At 59.7% G+C, this 20,591-nt stretch carries 15 protein-coding genes; 3 read left to right on the top strand and 12 right to left on the bottom strand.

All coding sequences use genetic code 11. The annotated features are described in order from the left end of the window. Positions 1-4 precede the first annotated feature (4 nt). The 12 genes from trxA to chvI form a co-directional block, all read right to left on the bottom strand. Complete coding sequence (gene trxA, locus AC5I5B_RS19535) at positions 5-325, bottom strand: thioredoxin (RefSeq protein ID WP_003505361.1); 321 nt, start codon at positions 323-325, stop codon at positions 5-7. Positions 326-402: 77 nt separating this feature from the next. Then, positions 403-3,960, bottom strand: coding sequence for a double-strand break repair helicase AddA (gene addA / locus AC5I5B_RS19530; RefSeq protein ID WP_495752782.1), 3,558 nt, complete (start codon positions 3,958-3,960; stop codon positions 403-405). Then, entirely contained in the window at positions 3,950-7,135 is a 3,186-nt protein-coding gene (gene addB / locus AC5I5B_RS19525) for a double-strand break repair protein AddB (RefSeq protein WP_111834594.1), read from the bottom strand. Before addB ends, addA begins: the two co-directional genes overlap by 11 nt. Next, positions 7,132-7,869 (bottom strand): nucleotidyltransferase family protein, encoded by a 738-nt coding sequence (locus tag AC5I5B_RS19520; RefSeq protein ID WP_060725460.1) that lies wholly within the window; start codon positions 7,867-7,869, stop codon positions 7,132-7,134. The genes addB and AC5I5B_RS19520 overlap by 4 nt, the downstream gene beginning before the upstream one ends. Positions 7,870-7,885: 16 nt before the next feature. Then, a complete protein-coding gene (gene tsaE, locus AC5I5B_RS19515; RefSeq protein ID WP_111834593.1) occupies positions 7,886-9,394 on the bottom strand; it encodes a tRNA (adenosine(37)-N6)-threonylcarbamoyltransferase complex ATPase subunit type 1 TsaE in 1,509 nt (502 codons plus the stop codon). Beyond that, positions 9,391-11,973, bottom strand: coding sequence for a sensor histidine kinase (locus AC5I5B_RS19510; protein WP_003505368.1), 2,583 nt, complete (start codon positions 11,971-11,973; stop codon positions 9,391-9,393). The genes tsaE and AC5I5B_RS19510 overlap by 4 nt, the downstream gene beginning before the upstream one ends. Positions 11,974-12,181: 208 nt before the next feature. Continuing rightward, positions 12,182-13,582, bottom strand: coding sequence for an adenosylhomocysteinase (gene ahcY / locus AC5I5B_RS19505; protein ID WP_020010684.1), 1,401 nt, complete (start codon positions 13,580-13,582; stop codon positions 12,182-12,184). 128 nt (positions 13,583-13,710) lie between these two features. Continuing rightward, the gene (locus tag AC5I5B_RS19500) at positions 13,711-13,986 is read right to left on the bottom strand and encodes an HPr family phosphocarrier protein (protein ID WP_003505372.1); all 276 of its coding nucleotides are present in this window, start codon (positions 13,984-13,986) and stop codon (positions 13,711-13,713) included. A gap of 11 nt (positions 13,987-13,997) precedes the next feature. Continuing rightward, entirely contained in the window at positions 13,998-14,399 is a 402-nt protein-coding gene (locus tag AC5I5B_RS19495) for a PTS sugar transporter subunit IIA (protein ID WP_003505374.1), read from the bottom strand. Positions 14,400-14,524: 125 nt separating this feature from the next. Beyond that, positions 14,525-14,989, bottom strand: a complete 465-nt coding sequence (locus AC5I5B_RS19490) for an HPr kinase/phosphorylase (protein WP_003505375.1) — start codon at positions 14,987-14,989, stop codon at positions 14,525-14,527. After that, positions 14,979-16,769: a two-component system sensor histidine kinase ChvG gene (chvG, locus tag AC5I5B_RS19485; RefSeq protein ID WP_060725280.1), complete on the bottom strand. Its 1,791-nt coding sequence runs from the start codon at positions 16,767-16,769 to the stop codon at positions 14,979-14,981. Before chvG ends, AC5I5B_RS19490 begins: the two co-directional genes overlap by 11 nt. A 57-nt stretch (positions 16,770-16,826) precedes the next feature. After that, positions 16,827-17,552 (bottom strand): two-component system response regulator ChvI, encoded by a 726-nt coding sequence (chvI, locus tag AC5I5B_RS19480; RefSeq protein WP_003505377.1) that lies wholly within the window; start codon positions 17,550-17,552, stop codon positions 16,827-16,829. 339 nt (positions 17,553-17,891) lie between these two features. Here chvI and AC5I5B_RS19475 point away from each other — a divergent pair, with 339 nt between their 5' ends. The 3 genes from AC5I5B_RS19475 (at position 17,892) to lysM (ending at position 20,574) form a co-directional block, all read left to right on the top strand. Beyond that, positions 17,892-19,502, top strand: a complete 1,611-nt coding sequence (locus tag AC5I5B_RS19475) for a phosphoenolpyruvate carboxykinase (protein WP_107677715.1) — start codon at positions 17,892-17,894, stop codon at positions 19,500-19,502. A 112-nt stretch (positions 19,503-19,614) separates the two neighbouring features. Next, positions 19,615-20,049: an alternative ribosome rescue aminoacyl-tRNA hydrolase ArfB gene (gene arfB / locus AC5I5B_RS19470; RefSeq protein ID WP_003505379.1), complete on the top strand. Its 435-nt coding sequence runs from the start codon at positions 19,615-19,617 to the stop codon at positions 20,047-20,049. 75 nt (positions 20,050-20,124) lie between these two features. Continuing rightward, on the top strand, positions 20,125-20,574 hold the full coding sequence (lysM, locus tag AC5I5B_RS19465) for a peptidoglycan-binding protein LysM (protein WP_020010677.1): 450 nt from the start codon (positions 20,125-20,127) through the stop codon (positions 20,572-20,574). The last annotated feature ends 17 nt before the right edge of the window (positions 20,575-20,591 follow it).

The following is a 20,591-nucleotide window of genomic DNA, read 5'->3' as shown; positions in this document are numbered from 1 at the left end:
TTGCTTATGCGGCGCCGGAAATCCAGGCGGAAAGCGCTGTCTTGGGAGCAGCGCCAACCTTGATATCAGCCACTTCGCCGCCCTTGAACATGGCAAGGGTCGGGATCGAGCGCACGCCGAACTGCGCTGCCAGTTCCGGGTTTTCGTCGATGTTGAGCTTTGCGACCTTGACCTTGCCGGCCAGCTCGGACGAAATTTCCTCAAGGCTTGGCGCGATCATCTTGCACGGGCCGCACCATTCGGCCCAGAAATCCACCACGACGGGTTCGGCGGATTCGAGGACTTCGGACTGGAAGTTGGCGGCATCGACTTTTACGGTAGCCATATCTGGCTCTCCTTTCAGCTAATCTTTTCCGCTATCGATGTGATGCGGGCGCGTCGGAATTTCAATGCCCCGGTATCTCACTTTGTCTTTATTGCGGCAAGGGCCTCTCTCATCGCATCGTCTTCGACTGCCACAAAAGTGGCATTTTCCGTATAGATCAGCGCACAGACAAATTTCTTGCCGGGATAGAGCGATGCTAGAATTTCGCGATAGATGGCAAGCTGCGCCGTGTGGGAGAAAGGTATTTCACGCGCTTCGCGCGGCGGCACGCGGTTGGTCTTGTAATCGACCAGAATGACGCGATCACCATCCACGGCCAGCCGGTCGACGCGGCCGGAGACGGCATATTGCTGCCTGCCGATCGTCATCGTGCCCATGATCGACACTTCCGCGCGGCTGTTGGCGGAGAAGGCCGGTTGTACCGCCGGTTCGGACATGACGCGCAGAACCGCTCGTATCAAATGTTCGCGCTCGGCAGCAGGCCAGAAACGAGCCGCACGCTCCGCATAGCGGCGCGCAGCCGCTTCCCGCTCCTCCTCGGTAAAATCCGGCAGGGCTTGCAGCATGCGATGCACTAGCCTACCGCGCTGCAGCGCCAGCGACGAGACATCGGTTTTCTCGCCGAAAAGCGGCGAACGCACGGCGAGATCGTCCGCGCCGTCATCAATGATGGTGCCGGCACCGGACGGGCTGAGCGGTCTCGGCAGGGAGGGCAGTGCCGGCAAGGGAGCGAGAAGTCCCGCCGGAAGGGCGTATTCTTCCTGCTGCTGCGTTTCTGGTAGCTTTTGCGGGACAGATGTCGTGCGAGCCTCGGATTTACGCCAGACAAGCCCCTGCCATTCCTCGCCATCCGCCATGAAAAGCTGCGGCTTGCAATGGTCTTCATTGTTGGCAAGCGCCGCCTTGACGATGGCATGCCAGCATTCGGGATTTTCCTTCTGGCCGCGATAACCGCAGACGACGAGATGATCAGCAGCGCGCGTCATCGCCACATAAAGCAGCCGTCGATATTCGTCTTCGGCGGCCGTCTTCAGTCGTTCTTCATCCGAGCGGATGAGATGGTTGGAAAAACCGCTGCCGGGTAGCCACACCGGGAAAGCGTCCTCACCCGCTTCGACGAAGCGCAGTTTCGGCACATGGCTGTGGTTGAAGGCTTTCGAACCGCCATCAACGACAAAAACAACCGGCGCTTCCAGGCCCTTGGAGGCGTGCACGGTCATGATGCGCACTTCGCCGCGATCCTTGTCCTGCTCGCGCTTCACTTCAGGAGAATCGGTTTCCAGAACGGACAAAAAGGCCTGCAGGCCGGGCAGGCCGGTTCTTTCGTGATCCAGCGCAAAGGACAGGAACTCATCCAGAACGTCGCTCGCCTCGTTGCCAAGCCGGCCGAGAAATTTTTTGCGCCCGTCATGCAGGGTCAGGACCGCTGCAAAGAAATCATGCACCGTGGCCGTTTTCGAAAGCGCGATGAAGCCTTCCAGCTTGGCGGCAACGGTGGAAAGGTGACTATTCTCTTCCTGCGAAAGGATTTGCAGCCGTTTCCAGACGCTTTCCGTTTCCGATCGCGTGGCGGCAATGTCGAAAACGTCATCTTCTGTCAGGTTGAAGAGCGGGCTTTTCAAAAGTGCGGCGAGTGAAAGGTCATCTTCGGGCAGGACAACGAAATGGCCGAGCCCCAGAAGGTCCTGCACGGCAATGTGGTCGGTCAGGCGAAGACGGTCGGCACCGGCAACGGGAATGTTCTTGCGCCCTTTCAACTCCCGGGTCAGCGCATTAACGAAGGCATGGCGTTTTCTGACGAGCACCAGAATATCGCCGGGCTCGACGGTACGCTCGACACCTTTCTCGATAATGGTTTCGTTTCCGATCATATCGGCGATGCGCGCGGCGATACGGCGGGCAACGATGGTGGCCGGCGCACTTTCCCGCAGCGCATCGAAGGGGGCAGTCCAATCCTCTTCGTCTTCAGTGGTTTCCGACGCCACCATGTCCCACACTTCCACAGTGCCCGGATGACCGGCCCGGTTGGATCGGTGTTCCACCGGTTCGTTATCGGCGCTGAGACCGCTGGCGTTATTCGGGTCTGAAAACACCTGGTCGACAGCGGCCAGCACATCCTGCGTGGACCGGAAGGATAGCGGCAGGCGGATGCGGTGAAAGGCCTGCTCCACAGAATCGACGCGCCTTTTGGTCTCTTCGCGCTCCTGCGAAAACCGTTCCGGCCGCGCACCCTGGAATGAATAGATCGACTGTTTTTCATCGCCCACGGCAAACAGCGTGCGCCGTCCCAAGCGGGCGCTCTCGCCCGTGAAGAAATCCGCCGCCAGCGACTGGATGATCGACCATTGCACCGGGCTCGTATCTTGCGCCTCGTCGACCAGAATATGGTCGATGCCCTGATCCAGCTTGTAATGCACCCAGGCACCCGCCGTATCGCGGTTGAGGAGGTTGGCGGCGCGCTCGATCAGGTCTTCGAAATCGAGCTGGCTTCGCTGTTTCTTCAGGTCTTCGAAATCGCCGATCAGCCTTTCGGCTAGAACAAGGGCGCATTTTGTCGCCGCCAGCATCCGCACCAGACGATAACGGTTGCGGCAGGAAATAGCATGGTCACGCGCCAGCGTCAGCGCATCGAGAAGTTCGGGGGCGGATTTCTGCATGCCCTTGTTGATGACATAGGCATCCGATTTCTTTTCCCCCTTGGCTGTCAACAGCGCCGCTTCGATGAATTGCATCCGCTGGACGGGGTCCGGGTGGCGTTTTGCCTCCCTGAGCGCATAAGCGACATCGATGACGCGTGATCCGCCTACCTCGTCGGCAAGGGCCAGATAGGTATCGAGCGCGAGGCCGGAGAGGCCGGGCAGAGGCCAGAAGGCGGCCGCCGCGGTTTCTTCGGTTTCCCCATCTGCGATCTGCATCGCCTGCCGCAACCGGGCATCGATGCCGCCAAATTGTTTGGCGTCTAGCAGAAAACCACGAAGGGCGCTGCGATTGGCGATGATGGCGGAGAGCAGTGCTTCCAGCCCGCTTTCATCGGCGAGATCGAGCACATAGGCTAGCGCCTGCGCCAGTTCCGCGTCGCGCTCCGTTGAAACCGCCGTCAGAAGTGAGCGGCGCGCCTCGGCCAGCAGCGTGGTCGCTGCGCGGTCATCGAGAACGGAGAAATGGCCGGCGACATTGGCTTCCAGCGGAAACTGGTGCAGCAACGCCTCGCAGAAGGCGTGGATGGTCTGGATTTTCAGCCCGCCCGGTGTTTCCAGCGCCTTGGCAAACAGCCTGCGCGCTTCGGCAAGCTTGATCCGATCCGGCGCCTTGCCCTCGATGGCGGCGATGCGGTCCTTGAGATCGGAGTCCGGCAAAGTAGCCCATTCCGCCAGACGGTCGAAAACACGGCTCGACATTTCCGACGCCGCGGCCTTGGTATAAGTGAGGCACAAAATCGCCGAGGGCCGGCAGCCGGCCAGAAGCAGGCGAATGACGCGCTGGGTCAGGACATGGGTCTTGCCTGAGCCGGCATTGGCCGACACCCATGCGGAACTGGCGGGATCGGAGGCAAGCCGCTGCCGGGCGCTGGTCCAGTCGATCCAGCTTTCAGGCGTGTCGGTGGCGGGGCCGGCGTCGAAGGGATCAATCGTCATCGCCGTCTCCCGGTTCTGCCGTCGACCATTCCGAAACGCGGGCGAGGTGGTCATATTCCCCGCCATAGGATTGCTGCTCCTCGGGCACCAGCCGCGAGGCAAAACCATTCTCGCCTTCACGCAGAGAATGAACGAATTTGGTGAGCTGTTCGATCGATTCCGTGGCGAGCTCAATCGCCGATTTCGGCGGTCTTTTGCTGCTTCGGCTGGAATGTTCGTTATTGACCTGATCGGCAAAGAAGCGCTCGCCCGGCCGCAGGCGAACATAGATGAGATTGTCAGGCGCGGGCGAACCGGCTTCGCGGAAGGCGCCACGCATCAGCGCTGCGGCTTCCAGCGCAAGCTGTGGATCAAGCAGCGCGCGCGCCTGATTGACGGAAGGCGCAAGCCCCGTCTTGTAATCGATAATATCCGCGTGGCCGTTCGTCTTGATGTCGATGCGGTCGGCGATCCCGGTCAGCCTTATGCCCGCCTCGGCGATTTCCTGCCCGGCGCGTGCCTCGAAAAAGCTGTGGCGGATGGACGGATGCCTTTCCTTCTCCCAGTCGATGAAGGCGCGGGCCACCGCCGCAAAACGCGGCCGCCAGATGACATCCACATGGGGAGGCAGGTTTTCCGCGTCGAAACACTCATCGAGAATGCGTTGCATGGCCGCGAGCGAGGCTGGCGTGCCGGGAATATGCGCCTCGCGGGAATAACGCTCGATGATCGCGTGATAGAGCGTGCCGCGATCGGCGGCGTTCGGATCGCGGTTGAAGGGGGCAAGCGGGTCCAGTTTCAGGATGCGTCGCGCATAGATCGAATAGGGGTCGCGGCGCAGGCGGCCCACTTCGCTGAAGGAATAGCGCGTTGGCTGCAACTCGGCCGGCGGCTTCGGGGCAGGGCGCTTTGCCGCTTCCTGATCGATACTTTCATCCATCAATCCTGCCCAATGGCGATAGGTCTCGCCGCGCTTCTTCAGGCTTTCGGCAAATTTCTCGCCGCCCAGCGCCAGAAGACGCTGCAGCCAGCGTGAGGCGACGGCGGGTGTCGAGCCCTGCCTCAGCGCGCGGGTGTAAAAAATCTGCCGGGTGCCATTTGCCATCTCGAAATCATGCGCCAGCTGGCCGATACGCCGTTCCGGCGGCTCCAGCCCAATCGCGGTCTTCATGGTGCGGGACAGAAACGGATTATTCGCTGTCTGGCCGGGCCAGAGCCCTTCATTGAGGCCGCCGATCACGACGGTGTCGACACTTTGCAGCCGTGCCTCAAGGGCGCCGAAGATGAAAATGCGCGGGTGGCGCATCGATCGTGGCTTGATCGATTCACCGGCCACCAGTGCCGCAAAAATATCGATCCATTGCGGTCCGTCCGCGTCGAGGATCTCGCCGCTTTCCATCAATTCGCCGAACAGCTCGGAAAGCTTGTCTCCCGCTTCACCGGACCAGAGTGCGGCAAGATCGTTGTTTTCATCCGCACAGATGGCTTCGATCACGCGGCCCGTCCGCTCCGCCCAGACGGACAGTGGCAATTTATCGGTGAAGGCGCGGCCGGATCGATCTCTGCGGATAAAGGCGGAGCCGAGCGGCTCGGTCGCAACGGCGATCCGCCGCGCCAGATCGCGCCCGGCCTCCGCGCTTGCCTGCGGTAGGGCCAGCCGCCAGGCGGGCGGGTACCGGTCATCGCGCTGCACCACAAGCTGTGCATCCAGAACCGCTTCCAGATTGCCGATTTCGGTTTCCACACGGCCGCCGCGCAGCGCAATCAGCTCCAGCGCTTTCGAGGCTTTCGCGAAAGCTTCATCGGAAAGCCCGAAACGGCTGAGCGGATGTTTCAGGAGGGAAATAATTGGCACGGGGTCTCCGGGCCTGAGGATGGCCTCCAGCGCCAGTTGCGTCAGCCCGGCTTGCGGGGTGGCGGAAAGCGGCGTACCGGCCGAGTCGTCGGCTTCGATGCCGAAGCGCTGTAACTCCGTCGCCACGCGTCGCGCCAGTCCGCGGTCCGGTGTAATCAATGCTGCCTGCGATGGACGGCCAGCACCCGGTGCTTCAAGGGCCAGCCGCAAAGCCACTGCGATGGCCGTTGCCTCCTCGCGCTCATTGGCGGCTTCAATAAGCGTGGCGGTTGCGAAAGCATCGTCGAAAAAGCCGGGTTGCCTGTCTTCGCGCCAGCGATTCCAGTCGCTGGTGGATTTGGCCGGTGCGAGTGCGGCCGAAAATACCGCTGCTCGCTTTTCCAGATCGCCGTCAATGGCGCCAATCTGATCCACGTCATCGCGCAGGATGCCGAGCTTCTGCAACAGCATATAAAGCCCGTATTGCGAATGGGTGCGGCTCGAAGGATCGGTGGGGTCCTCGGCAATCGCCTGCCATTGTTCCTCCGGCATGGCGAGATCGAGGCCAGGAAGCACAACGGTGCCTTGCGGCAGGGCGGCAACGGCGGCGATCAGATCGGCTGCCGCAGGAATGGAGCCCGTCGACCCTGCGGCGATGATGGGTCCCGTATCCGGCAAATTGGCAAGCCGGTTAGCTTCCGCCCGCAGGATGGCGTTGCGATGCCGGCCGGCGGAGGAACGGTTGAGTTCGGCAAGCCGCGCCGGCCAGAAGACGCTGGCGATCCGCAGGAAGTCCGCAGTCAGCTGCCACCATTGAGCGTGATCGCCAGTATCGAGATGCTGAAGCGCTTCCCAGTCCTTTTCTTCGGTATCCATCGCATCGATCACCTCGCCAAGCGCACGCGCCAGCCATATAGCATCGGCGGGGCTGGCGGGGGCGACAAGCGGCGAATCGGAATGGATGGCCCGGATGGCGTCCGGCAGGCTGTTGCGCCAGGCGAGAATGAGACGCCCCAGTTCGATGAGCCGGCCGGTGCCGGAAATCGGTGGCGCCAGATCCATGATCTCAGGGTTTTCGATCTCGAAGAAGCCGCTATCGTCATCCGTCTCACCCAGAGGCCGGATCAGCGGCAGAATGGCGGATCGGCCGCCTAGAAGATCGACGAATTCGGAGCGCAGCACGCGGGCGGAGCGCCGCGTCGGCACATAGATCGTCACCTTGGCAAGCGATAGCGGATCGGCCGGGTCGTATTTATAGCCTGATGTCAGCGTCCCATCACACAGCGTTTCCGCGAGCGTCCTGAGGAACGGTGTTCCCGCGGCGATCGTCAGGACGCGCTTTGCGTGGTGAGTAAGGGTCATGCAGAGCGTTTTTCCCTGAATTGCCGGATAATGCTTTCGGCGTCTTCTATTGCGTCGGGCGTGCCGACCGTAATCCAGTGGCCATCCAGAGAAAGCCCGAAAAGCCGGTCTTTTCCGATGGCGCGATCGAAATAGATATTGAGGTTGAAGGCATCCACCGGCGCATCGTCCAGCAGTCGCGAATCCATGGCGATGGCGCCCGCATAAACTACCGGGGTTGGGTCGCCATCGCGATACCGCGCCAGTTTTCCGTCATCCGCCAGGTTGAAATCCCTCTTCCCATTGTGTCCGGTGGTGCGATCCATGTCGACGCAGAGCAGCGCCATATCCATGCGGGCGGGATCGAAGAATTGCGCAAGCTTGCGCAGGTTGCTGACCGCATTCAATTGCTCGCCGATCCAGAAAAGATCGGCATTCATGACGAAGACCGGGCCGGGTTCCAGAAGCTTCAGGCCCTTGGCAAGTCCGCCACCGGAATTCATCAGCTGCGACTGCTCGTCGGAAATCAGGATTTCGGCGTCGGTGCGGTTTTCGAGATGAGCAATCATCTGTTCGGCGTGGTGATGCACATTGACGACGATTGTCTCGGCACCGGCTTCGACAAGGGAATCGAGCGCGTAGTCGATCATCGGCTTGCCGGCGATTTTCACGAGCGGCTTCGGGATCGTATCCGTGATCGGGCGCATCCGCGTGCCAAGCCCGGCGGCCAGCACCATCGCGTTTTTGATCGTCATCGTGGTCAACCGTCTTTCAGTCGTTAAATTCGATGCCCATGCGCAGGCACCAGTCTCTGAGCGGTGCGAGTTCCGGATGCGAAAGCGCTGCACTGAGATAGCGGAACGTCCTCGGCATATGTTTCATATAACCGGGTTTTCGATCCCGTTCCAACAGCCTCACCCAGATACCGGCAAGCTTGCAGTTGCGTTGCGCCGACATGATGGCGAAAGCCTTGAGGAAAGCGGCCTCATCGAAAGGCGTGCTTCTTCTGTTCTCGAGATAGTGCGAAAGCAGGCGCGCTTGCAGTTCGGGGGAGATGGTAACGCGGGCATCCTGCACGATGGAAGCGACATCATAGGCGGTCGGGCCGATCATCGCATCTTGAAAATCGATCAGGCCGACTTGCCGTATGCCGCTGTTTTGCGGCTGCCATATAAGGTTGGGTGAATGGAAATCGCGCAGCACAAGTCCCGTCTCACAGTCGGCGAGCTGGTCGATCAGCCTGTCCCATAGAGCGTAATAGTCGCTCTTTTCGCTATCGGTGAGGGGCTTGCCGCGTTTATGCGGCAGATACCATTCCGCCAGCAGCGAAACCTCGATCTTCATCGCCTGCCGGTCGAAGGGGGGAACCTCATAGGCGCTGCCGTCACCCACTGGCAGCAGGTCGGGCCGCGAGGCCTCGTGAAGGGCCGCGAGACAGGCGACGCTTTGCAGATAGCGGTCCTCTATCGGCGTCCCGTCAGGCGCCAGCACGCCCTCCCGCCCGAGGTTTTCCAGCAGGAGAATGCCCTGATCGGTATCCGCCGCCAGAATCTCCGGCGCGCAAAAGCCGCTATTTCTCAGATAATTGCCAATAGCCACGAAGGAACGCGCATCCTGGGCAAGATGGGCGATTTCCGCATAGGTCTTGCCTTCAGCGACGATCGCCCCTCGCATGGGGCGCCGCCAGTCCATCAGGATAAGATCCGGCCCACCAGTTGAAACGGTCTCATAGGCGCGTGTGGAAGCATCGCCGCTTAGAAAGCGCCGGGCCACATCGCCCCTGCCATTTTTCGCGAGAAATGCGCGGATGGCGAAAACCCGCTCAAGCCGTGCTTTCAGTTTTGCCGGAGCCTCGATGGCGGCGAGCCGCCCTTCGCCGGAATGTGTCAACGTTAGGGTTACGGTCTGTTCCGGCGGCAGAATATCAGTGGCGATATCCGGCCACTCGATCAGGCAGATGCCGTCCTCCAGCATCTCATCGATGCCGAGTTCGTCCAGCTCGGAAACATCCGAAAGCCGGTAAAGATCAAGATGGGCGACCGGAATGCGGGCGTCATAAGTCTGGATGATCGTGAAGGTGGGGCTCGGCACTTCGAGATCGGGCTCATCCGCCATCCCGCGGATGAAGGCTCGGGCGAGCGTCGATTTGCCGGTGCCGAGATCGCCGATGAGTGCGAGACAATCGCCGGGTTTTAAGGCCAGTGCGAGGTCTTCACCGAGCCTGATGGTGTCCTTTTCTCCCTCAAGGGGAATGGTGATCGGCAAGATGTCTTCGCTCATTCTGCGGCGATGGAATGCGGCCGTGTGCCGGAAGGAATGCGGCACGTGACGATGGTGCCGTTGCCGGGTCGGCTGTCGATGCTGACAGTGCCATGGTGCAGGCTGACGAAGCTTTCCACGATGGAAAGGCCAAGCCCTGCACCGGTTCGCCGCCCGCCATTGCCGCGCGTCGCGAAGCGGTCGAACACGCTCTTCAGCATGTCTTCAGGAATACCCGGACCCTTGTCCGCCACCGAGAACACGAAGTCACCTTCGCTGCGCTGGCAGGAGAGCTGAACCGAAGACCCTTCCGGGGCGAAATTGATCGCGTTGGTCAGCAGCTTGATGAGAATCTGCTTCAGCCGCTGGTGATCGGCCACGAGACTGCCGAGATGGGCCGGTGCAACGATCTCGAGCGAAATGCCGCTTTCCTGCAGCCGGTCGGCGATCTGCACCGAAACGTCTTCAAGCAACTCATTCAGATCATTATCCGAATAATTGAGCTGCATGATGCCGGCATCCACGGTCGCGAGATCGAGAATATCGTTGACGATGGTCAGGAGAACCGAGGAGGAGGTGGAAATATGGTCGAGATATTCCGCCTGCCGGTCCGTCAACTGGCCGATGCCGGGTGTCTTCAGGAGGTCGGTGAAACCGATGATATTCGTCAGCGGCGAGCGCAGCTCGTAGGAAACATGCTGCACGAAATCGTTCTTCAGCTCGTCGGCCTTCAAAAGCGCGTCGTTCTTTTCCTTGAGCGCCCGCTCGGCCCGCACGCTGTCGGTCATGTTGACGAAGGTCAGCATGGTCTGTGAATCGGGCAGCGGAATGATGGCATAGTCGAGCACAAGGCCGGAAAGCAGTTCCAGCGTTCCCTGTCGCGAGGGCCGCTCATCATCGAAGCTGGTAATGAACTGGCTGAAGGCGCGCCAGCCGTCCGGCCTGTCATAAGATTGTGTGCAGGCGGTTTCGATGGCGCGGATATGGGTGCCAGTCTCAGCCTGTTCCGCGGTCACGCCCCAGAGCGCCCGGAATGCCGGGTTGGAGAGGCGAATGCGCCCATCCGCACCGAACACGGCGACACCTTCGGCCAGATGGTCGATGGTTTCGCCCTGCACCTTCACCAGCGTGTTGTAGCGCATCTGCAGGTCGACCTGCTCGGTCAGGTTCTCGAAAACCCAGGTCGCGCCGCCCTGTGGATGGGCGGTTGCAATAACCCGCAGGGTCTGGCCGTTCGGCAGGTGCCAGAGATCGGTCTTGGTATCCAGCGAACGGTAGACGGAAAGCGCCGCCTCTTTCCAGTTCTTCCAGTTCAGCTGCTCCGGCAATTTGCCGGCGGTGCGCAGCCTGTCCAGAAGCTCGGAATTATCAGGGCTGGATTCGAGGAAAACGAGGTCGAAACCCCAGAGAGCCGCGAAAGCCTGATTGTAGAATTGCAGCCGCTGCCGGCCGTCGAAAATGGCGACGGGCGTTGCCAGATGATCGAGCGTTTCAGCGTGACTTTTCAGAACCCGCTTGAGTTCCTCGCTGATGGTTTCGGCTTCCGTTGCGTCGATAGCGATGCCAGCCGAACCGCCGGCTGTCTTGATATCCACGACGTCAAAGAAGGTGCGGTTTCCGGAAACAACCGTCGAAATACGGTCGTGATAGGGTGATTCCGGTGTCGCGGCCGCGCGTATCTTCTGCCGGGTAACCGTGTTCAGCAGCTCGCGTTTTTCATGAACGGCCTGGTCGGCGTCGCGTGCATCCACAGCATGCGCATAAGCGTGGTTGACCCAGGTGAGTTCGCCTTCGCCATTGCGCCGCCAGACGGGTTGTTCGATGGAATCCAGAAGCTCCTGAAATGTGGAGACCGAAGCGATCAGGCGCTCGCGCTCCACCTGCAATTCAGCGAGTTCCGCGCGCAGATTGTTGAGCGCGATGAAACGGGCAAAGGCATTGCCGCCGGAAACCCGGCCTTGAACTTCAATGACTTCGCCGCGCTGTGTTTCAATGGTTAGATCGAAACTCTGCGCATGGCTGCGGAGTTTTTCGATGGATTTTTCAAGCTGGCTTGCGGATGCCGGTTTCAGCCAGCGGCCAAAGGCCAGAAAATCGTGATCCGCCTGCGGCACACCGGTTTCTGCCGGCAGCTGTCCCAGAAATTCGGGGCGCTTATCCGCGCCGTCCCAGATGACGATGCGGCGGCTCTTGTCGGAAATCAGCGCCTCGTATTTCGCGATCTTGTGGTGGGACTGGGCAAGCGCCTGACGGTATTCGCTGCTCTCCGCCTCGATATTGCCGCGCTGCCGCACCAGCCAGACAACGGAAAACAGCGTTGCCGAAAGCATGCCGACGAAAAGCGAATAGGTGATTGTTTCTCCGGATGAAAATAGTCGCGCGCCGGTCTTTGCCACAAGCCCGTCCTGCGCCAGCGCCATGCTTGCCGAGCCGGCCAGAACCGTGCCCGACATCAGGACAGGAAGCCTCGCAACGCCTGTTCGAACCGCACTGAATACCAGCCGGCAACGCGTAAGAGCCGCGCTCAATGCCACGCCAGCATGCGTGTTTTCAACGCGTTGAACTGTCTGCTCGCGCAGATCCGAATTGTGAACCGTCATCCCCGGTCTGTCTCCGTCCTATGTGCCGCATCTTCGACAAGACATCCCATTTCGTCCCCGCCGCCCTTTGGCGTGTCCGAATCAAGTCTGATGACAATACCGCCTTCATAAATCTGCGGAAAGGGAGCGCGCAAAAAAGATGCCGCGCACTTTGTCAAGTGCGCGGCATCTAGATGTTGTGTAATTTTAGTGGATATTAACTATGATATTAATATCTGTAGTGTTCAGCCTTGAACGGACCTTCCTTCGAGATGCCGATATAATCAGCCTGAAGGTCGGAAAGTTCGGTCAGGCGCACGCCAAGCTTCTCGAGATGAAGGCGTGCGACCTTCTCGTCGAGGTGCTTCGGCAGCACGTAAACCTCGTTCTTGTATTCGCCCTGCTTGGTGAAGAGCTCGATCTGGCCCAGCACCTGGTTGGTGAAGGACGCCGACATCACGAAGGACGGGTGACCGGTGGCGTTGCCGAGGTTCAGCAGGCGGCCTTCCGAGAGCAGGATGATGCGGTTACCCTTCGGGAACTCGATCATGTCGACCTGCGGCTTGATGTTCGTCCACTTGAGGTTACGCAGCGATGCGACCTGAATTTCATTATCGAAATGGCCGATATTGCCGACGATGGCCATGTCCTTCATCTCGCGCATATGCTCGATGCGGATCACGTCCTTGTTGCCTGTCGTGGTGATGAAGATATCTGCAGACGAGATGACGTCTTCCAGGCGAACGACTTCGAAACCGTCCATGGCAGCCTGAAGCGCGCAGATCGGGTCGATTTCGGTGACCTTCACGCGGGCGCCGGCGCCCTGCAGCGAAGCGGCAGAACCCTTGCCCACATCGCCGTAACCGCAGACCACGGCAACCTTGCCGGCCATCATCACGTCGGTTGCGCGGCGAATGCCGTCGACGAGCGATTCCTTGCAGCCATACTTGTTGTCGAACTTCGACTTGGTGACGCTGTCGTTGACGTTGATGGCCGGGAAGGGCAGCAGGCCCTTCTTGCTGAGATCGTAAAGACGGTGAACGCCGGTCGTCGTTTCTTCTGTGACACCCTTCAGCGCGTCGCGCTGTTTGGTGAACCAGCCGGGGGAAGCCTTGAGGCGCTTGTTGATCTGCGCGAAGAGGATTTCCTCTTCTTCCGAACCGGGATTGGACAGAACGTCCTCGCCGGCTTCAGCACGTGCGCCGAGCAGGATATACATGGTGGCGTCGCCGCCATCGTCAAGGATCATGTTGGAGAGGCCGCCATCGGCCCACTGGAAGATCCTGTCGGTATATTCCCAATATTCTGTCAGGCTTTCACCCTTGACCGCGAAGACCGGAATGCCGGCCGCCGCAATTGCCGCCGCCGCATGATCCTGCGTCGAGAAAATGTTGCAGGAGGCCCAGCGAACATCCGCGCCCAGTTCCTTCAGCGTCTCGATGAGAACGCCGGTCTGGATCGTCATGTGAAGAGAACCGGTGATACGTGCGCCCTTCAGGGGCTTGCTTTCGCCGAATTCCTTGCGGCAGGACATCAGGCCCGGCATTTCGGTTTCGGCAATGTCCAGCTCCTTGCGGCCGAACGCGGCAAGGTTGATATCGGCGACGATGTAGTCCTTCTCAAGGCTCATGAAGTTCTCCAGATCAGAAACGCCGCGCCTTGCGGCCCGGCTTTTAAACGTAGCAGCGGTTTAGCAGGCCACGAACGATCTGGCAATGATGATATAAAGAAGTCTTTATGTCTTTATATGGTGCCGGCTCAGGCTTCTTCGCCGAAGCGGTCGGCGACCAGCGCCTCGAGCGCTTCGATCGCTTCTTTCGCCTGATTGCCGCTCGCCTCGACATAGACGCTGCATCCGGGGCTTGCGGCCAGCATCATAAGACCCATGATGGAGGTGCCGCCAACGGTCATGCCGTCTTTGGAAACCGTGATCGTCGCGTCGAAACCTTCGACCATCTGCACGAATTTGGCGGATGCCCGGGCGTGGAGACCGCGTTTATTGATGATCGGTAGTTCCCGGGTAAATGGCGACATGGGCTGACTTCTTATTTGCCGCTCAAAACGCGGCTGGCGACGTTGATATATTTGCGGCCGGCATCGGATGCATCCTGAAGGGCCTTGTCCATGTTATCTTCGCTGCGAACGCCGGCAAGCTTGATCAGCATGGGAAGATTGACCCCGGCGATGACTTCGACATTGCCGTTGTTCATGACGGAAATCGCGAGATTGGAGGGCGTGCCGCCGAACATGTCCGTCAGGATGATGACGCCATTGCCATCATTGGCACGCGCAACGGCGTCGATGATGTCCTGCCGGCGCTGATCCATGTCGTCTTCGGGACCGATACAGACCGTCTCGATCAATTTCTGGGGACCGACGACATGCTCCAACGCATGGCGAAACTCCTCAGCCAGCTTGCCATGGGTGACAAGCACTAGTCCGATCATGAAATGCTCCCTTGCACACGCACTCTCATTGCCGACTATCGCAACGCGGCAATCCTGTCCATCGGTGGGATTTCATCTTGATGAGGAAAATGCGAATCGCAAGCCTAAAATCGCCTGAATCACGGTCACTTCACATTCGTTTTAAAAAGATTCTGAGCAAGTGCAGCAAATTTTCCATAGGGCGTAAGACTGGAAAGCGGAATACGTAAGAGCGGAAGATGCCCGCCGCAGGGTAGCAACAACACTTCGTCATCTTCTGGAAGTCTTGGATTTTCAGGTGAAAGAACTGTCGTGACGGCGAAATGTAGTGGCGCGCGCGCAATGCTTTTCAACGAAACAATGCCGCTGCCGCGCAATTCCAGCAGGCCGGCGATTGTTTCCGGCCGCTCGGCGATGATGGTTTCGCCGTCGCGATACACGAAAATCTGATCGTCCGCGATCAGTGCGGCCGGCAATCCGCAGCGTTCAGCCTCCGTCAGGAAGCTGAAGGCAAGCTCGCTTTTACCGCTGCCCGATGGTCCGGCAAAGAGGATGCCGGTGTTTTGAACGACGATGGCAGTGGCGTGAAGGTTGAAGCGTTCAGCGTTCATGGGTTTCGGCCGCCGGCAGCGACAGGGTGAAGCGCGCGCCGGAAATCACGCCATATTTGTCAACGACATTTTCCGCCCGGAGACTGCCGCCATGGGCTTCGGCGATCTGCCGGCTGATGGAAAGGCCAAGGCCCGAATTCTGGCCGAACCCTTCGCTCGCCGGCCGGTCGGTGTAAAAGCGCTCGAAGATCCGGTCGATATCTTCCGCCTGAATGCCGGGGCCGTTGTCCTCCACTTGCACGATGCAGCGATCCTTGTGACGGGAAAGGCGCACGGTGATGCGGCCACTGTCCTCGGCAACGAAAGAGCGTGCATTCTCGATGAGGTTGGTAACGATCTGGCCAATGCGGAGATCGTGGCCGTTCACCACGAACGAGGTCTTTGCGCCCGCTTTCCGGTCGACAGAATAGTCGATCGTCACGCTTTTCTTTTTGGTGCTTATCTGACGGGATATGTCCACCAGACCCTTCATCAGAACATCGAGATCGAGCGGCGAGGCGTCGGCGCGCGCCAACTCGGCATCGAGCCGCGACGCATCCGAAATGTCGCTGATCAGGCGGTCTAGACGGCGGACGTCGTGGAAGATGATCTCGGTCAGGCGCTGCTTGGACTCTTCGGTCTTGGCGCGCGGCAGGGTTTCCACGGCGCTGCGCAGCGAGGTCAGCGGGTTTTTGAGTTCATGGCTGACATCGGCGGCGAAACTTTCGATGGCATCGATACGGTCGTAGAGCGCCGTCGTCATTTCACGCAGCGCAATCGAAAGATTGCCGATCTCATCCTGGCGCGCCGAGAAATCCGGTATTTCCTCACGCGTCCTTGCGCCGCGGCGCACTCGGATCGCGGCGGCCGAAAGGCGCCGCAGCGGCGTGGCGATGGTGGAGGACAGGAGCAGTGACAGCACGATATTGACCAGGGTGGCGATGCCGAAGACGCGCATGATCGCAAGGCGCTCCGCATGCACGATCTTGTCGATATCGCCCGCCTGCGTCGACAGAAGCAGAACGCCGAGCACGGCCCGGAAGCGCTGTACCGGCACAGCCACAGAAACGATCAGTTCGCCCTTTTCGGTGACGCGCACGACAGCGCCGCGAACACCCGTCAGCGCATTCATCACTTCCGGATAGATCGAGCCGTCGCCACCCGGCGCTTCCTTGTATTGCGGCAGGCTGCTGGGCTGCAGCATGCGGTTGAACATGCTGGTGAACCAGTCGCCCCAGGTCTGCGTCTCCGGCGTCACTGGCGGCAGATCGAAGCGCAGAACCTGACCGCGCGAATAAAGATGGCGGGAATCGAGCAGCAGGTTGGCGTCGGCATCGAACAGCCGTGCGCGGGTACGCGTCGGCGAGATCAGCCGCCGCAGCACCGGCGCCACCCGCTCCGGATTGATCGGGAAACTCAGGTCCTCGTCATTGGGGGCGGGGGTAATGCTCTGCCCCGCCTGCAATTCGAGCAGCTTTTCCGGATTGATGGTGATCGAATTGGTATCGACGGAGGCGGAAGCCGAGACCGCACCGGCAATGATTTCGCCCTGCGTCAACAGGCTTTCCACCCGTGCGTCGATCAGCCCTTCGCGGAACTGGTTGAGATAGAGAATGCCGCCGACCAGAACCACCGTCGCCGCAACGTTGAAGAAAAGAATGCGGCGCGTGAGGCTGGAAAACACCGCATTGCCGAAAATGCGCCGGATGATCGTCAGCGGATGGATACGATGGCGGCGTTCGCTGCCGCGTTCTTCGGCATCGTCACTATCCGAGACGGTTTCCGGCGTTTTCTTCAACACGTATTAAAGTCCTCACCACCCCAGATCGGGCGGTCCCTTCTGCTCGAGTCGGCTTCTTCAAGCCGCTTCGCGGAAGCGATATCCTACGCCATAAAGCGTTTCAATCATATCGAAGTCGCCATCGACGAGTTTGAACTTCTTGCGAAGACGCTTGATGTGGCTGTCGATGGTGCGATCATCCACATAGACCTGTTCGTCATAGGCCGCATCCATCAGCGCGTCGCGGCTTTTCACCACGCCGGGCCGCTGCGCCAGCGAATGCAGGATGAGGAATTCGGTGACCGTCAGCGTCACCGGCTCACCCTTCCAGGTGCAGGTGTGGCGTTCCTGGTCCATGGCGAGCTGCCCGCGCTCGAGCGTGCGCGCCTGCTGATCGGCGGTCGGCTTCAGCACGCTGCCGGTTGCGGCGGAAGCCTCGCGGCTGCTGGCGCGGCGCAGGATGGCTTTCACGCGTTCCACCAGAAGGCGTTGCGAAAAGGGCTTGGTGATGAAGTCGTCGGCGCCCATCTTCAGGCCGAACAATTCGTCGATCTCTTCATCCTTGGAGGTGAGGAAGATAACCGGCAGATCCGACTTCTGGCGAAGACGCCGCAAAAGCTCCATGCCGTCCATGCGTGGCATCTTTATATCGAAAATGGCGAGCTGCGGCGGACGGGCGATCAACCCGTCAAGCGCGGAAGCGCCGTCCGTATACGTTTCGACCCGGTAGCCTTCGGCTTCGAGCGCGATCGATACCGAAGTCAGAATATTCCGGTCGTCGTCGACAAGCGCGATCGTCTGCATATAGTTGGTCTCCATCGTCATTTTCTCGTAACTCCCGACATTCACCCAGCCAAGGTTGTGCGCCGCGAGCCACTCTCTTGAGTATAAAGGTGGAACAAATTGTGGCAAAGGAAAACTCGCTGCCAAATCGCCGGGCTGGAGCGAGGGGATTTTGCGGAAAGGCCGCAGTTGGATTTTAATGCGTCTTCAACCGATTTAAAAAGAAATAAAATCTTTTAAATCGATTAATATATTGAAATCACTAAGTTTTTTAAAGTTTGGCTCTTGCGTTTCCAAAAGCCGCCACGTATTTTCCGTGGAAATTTCAACGGCCTTATCGTCATTAACAAGGAACGCGTCATGAACGAGCTTGGGGTTCATAATCCTGCCAATGGAGTTGCGGAACTCGGACTGGGCGAGGCCTCCCGCGTCTTTTATAACCTCAATGAGAGCGAATTATACGAAGAAGCGATCCGCAACGGCGAGGCCGAACTGACCATCGATGGTGCGCTTCGCGCCGTCACCGGCCAGCATACGGGCCGTTCGCCGAAGGACAAATTCGTCGTCCGCGATGCCTCCACCGAGAACACCATCTGGTGGGACAACAACAAGCCGCTGTCGCCGGAAAATTTCGAGTTGCTGCGCCAGGACATGCTGGCCCATGCCGCCGGAAAGACCCTCTATGTTCAGGACCTGATCGGCGGCGCCGATGAGGAAAATGCTCTGCCGACCCGCGTCGTCACCGAGCTTGCCTGGCATTCGCTGTTCATTCGCAACCTTCTTATCCGACCGAAGCAGGAAGAACTGGCGGGCTTCAAACAGAAGCTCACCATCATCAACCTGCCGAGCTTCAAGGCCGATCCGGACCGTCACGGCGTTCGTTCGGAAACCGTCATCGCCTGCGATCTCACCAATGGTCTTGTCCTCATCGGCGGCACCTCCTATGCCGGTGAAAACAAGAAGTCGGTCTTCACAGTCCTCAATTATCTCCTGCCGGCCAAGGGCGTCATGCCCATGCATTGCTCGGCCAATGTCGGTCCAGAAGGTGATTCCGCCGTGTTCTTCGGCCTGTCCGGCACCGGCAAGACCACGCTGTCGGCCGATCCGTCGCGCACGCTGATCGGCGATGACGAGCATGGCTGGGGCGAGCACGGCATCTTCAACTTCGAAGGTGGCTGCTATGCCAAGGCGATCAAGCTTTCGGCTGAAGCCGAACCGGAAATCTACGCCGCGACCCGCCGTTTCGGCACGGTTCTCGAAAACGTGGTGTTGGACGAAAACCGCGTTCCCGACTTCAACGACAACTCGCTGACGGAAAACACCCGCAGCGCCTATCCGCTGCACTTCATTCCGAATGCATCGGAAACGGGCATTGCCGACCATCCTAAGACGATCATCATGCTGACGGCGGATGCCTTCGGCGTGTTGCCGCCGATCGCCCGTCTGACGCCGGAACAGGCCATGTACCACTTCCTCTCCGGTTACACTGCGAAGGTTGCAGGCACGGAAAAGGGCGTGACGGAGCCGGAAGCGACGTTCTCAACCTGCTTCGGCGCACCCTTCATGCCACGCCACCCGGCGGAATATGGCAACCTGCTGCGCGAGCTCATCGGCAAGCACGGCGTGGATTGCTGGCTGGTCAATACCGGCTGGACCGGCGGTGCCTACGGCATCGGCAAGCGCATGCCCATCAAGGCGACCCGCGCGCTTCTGACGGCAGCGCTGACCGGCGACCTGAAGAATGCGGAATTCCGCACCGACGCGAATTTCGGTTTCGCAGTGCCGCTGTCGCTGGATGGCGTCGATAGCGCGATCCTCGATCCGCGTTCGACCTGGGCCGATGGCGCAGCCTATGACGCGCAGGCGAAGAAACTGGTGTCGATGTTCGTCACGAACTTCACCAAGTTCGAAGATCACGTCGATAGCAAGGTTCGCGATGCTGCACCGGGCCTGCTGCTTGCGGCTGAATAAATAGAGCCTCATTCGTGAGGAGGAGGGGACCCGGCCTTGTGCCGGGTTCTTTCGTTTTCTCCGCTGTTTTCATTTTTTGCGATCTGTGGCATCACCGGCGCGGAGAAAGATCATGGCCAGCGACCCGCTTTACATCAGCAACCGTATCACCATCGCCGGCTGGGAGCTGACGGAGCAATTCGTGCTGGCCGGCGGGCCGGGCGGCCAGAACGTCAACAAGGTCTCGACGGCGGTTCAGCTGTTTTTCGACATTGCCAATTCACCGTCTCTTTCGGACCGGGTGAAGACCAATGCCCTGCGCCTCGGTGGCAGGCGTGTGTCGAAAGAAGGCGTGCTGATGATCGAGGCGAGCCGGTTTCGCAGCCAGGAGCGCAATCGCGAAGATGCGCGCGAACGGCTGAAGGAGCTGATCCTCGAAGCCGCCGCCCCGCCGCCGCCGGTGCGTAAGGCCACCAAGCCGACCAAGGGCTCGGTCGAGCGCCGCCTGAAGGCGAAGTCCGGCCGCTCCGATATCAAGAAAATGCGCGGCAAGCCCTCGGGCGAATAGGGGCCAAATGTTTCGCGCTTGTCATAGAGCTTCAAATATCGTCTGGTAAGCCTCCCTACAACCAAGGAGGGTGCTATGGGTCTGTTCAATTTCATCAAGGAAGCGGGAAAGAAGCTCGGTATCGGCGGCGATGATGCGCCCGATGTCGAAGCGGTCAAGAAGGAACTCGCTTCCCACGATCTCGGCACGGACAAGGTTCAGGTCGAGGTGGTAGACGACAAGGTCGTTCTGAAGGGCGAAGTGGCCGATCAGTCGGTCTTCGAAAAGGCGGTTATCGCGGTCGGCAATACGCTCGGCATTTCCAAGGTCGAGGCGGGTGAGTTGAAAGTGGCCGAAGCGCCCGCGAAGGAGCCGGTGTTCTATACGGTCAAGAAGGGCGACAATCTCTGGAAGATCGCTGAAGCGCAATATGGCAAGGCCAATGGCGCGAAGAACAACATCATCTTCGAAGCGAACAAGCCGATGCTGACCCATCCCGACAAGATTTATCCCGGCCAGGTTCTGCGTATTCCCGACCTTGCGTAGTAGCGGCTCTTAACCGC

The organism is Agrobacterium sp. (genome assembly GCF_059499945.1).
Note: the sequence above shows the minus strand (reverse complement) of the source record. Positions and strands in the feature narration are given on the sequence as shown.

Coding starts and splice junctions, on each gene's coding strand:
- trxA (WP_003505361.1), bottom strand. CDS start 325: ATGGCTACCGTAAAAGTCGATGCCGCCAACTTCCAGTCCGAAGTCCTC.
- addA (WP_495752782.1), bottom strand. CDS start 3,960: ATGACGATTGATCCCTTCGACGCCGGCCCCGCCACCGACACGCCTGAA.
- addB (WP_111834594.1), bottom strand. CDS start 7,135: ATGACCCTTACTCACCACGCAAAGCGCGTCCTGACGATCGCCGCGGGA.
- AC5I5B_RS19520 (WP_060725460.1), bottom strand. CDS start 7,869: ATGACGATCAAAAACGCGATGGTGCTGGCCGCCGGGCTTGGCACGCGG.
- tsaE (WP_111834593.1), bottom strand. CDS start 9,394: ATGAGCGAAGACATCTTGCCGATCACCATTCCCCTTGAGGGAGAAAAG.
- AC5I5B_RS19510 (WP_003505368.1), bottom strand. CDS start 11,973: ATGACGGTTCACAATTCGGATCTGCGCGAGCAGACAGTTCAACGCGTT.
- ahcY (WP_020010684.1), bottom strand. CDS start 13,582: ATGAGCCTTGAGAAGGACTACATCGTCGCCGATATCAACCTTGCCGCG.
- AC5I5B_RS19500 (WP_003505372.1), bottom strand. CDS start 13,986: ATGTCGCCATTTACCCGGGAACTACCGATCATCAATAAACGCGGTCTC.
- AC5I5B_RS19495 (WP_003505374.1), bottom strand. CDS start 14,399: ATGATCGGACTAGTGCTTGTCACCCATGGCAAGCTGGCTGAGGAGTTT.
- AC5I5B_RS19490 (WP_003505375.1), bottom strand. CDS start 14,989: ATGAACGCTGAACGCTTCAACCTTCACGCCACTGCCATCGTCGTTCAA.
- chvI (WP_003505377.1), bottom strand. CDS start 17,552: ATGCAGACGATCGCGCTTGTCGACGACGACCGGAATATTCTGACTTCG.
- AC5I5B_RS19475 (WP_107677715.1), top strand. CDS start 17,892: ATGAACGAGCTTGGGGTTCATAATCCTGCCAATGGAGTTGCGGAACTC.
- arfB (WP_003505379.1), top strand. CDS start 19,615: ATGGCCAGCGACCCGCTTTACATCAGCAACCGTATCACCATCGCCGGC.
- lysM (WP_020010677.1), top strand. CDS start 20,125: ATGGGTCTGTTCAATTTCATCAAGGAAGCGGGAAAGAAGCTCGGTATC.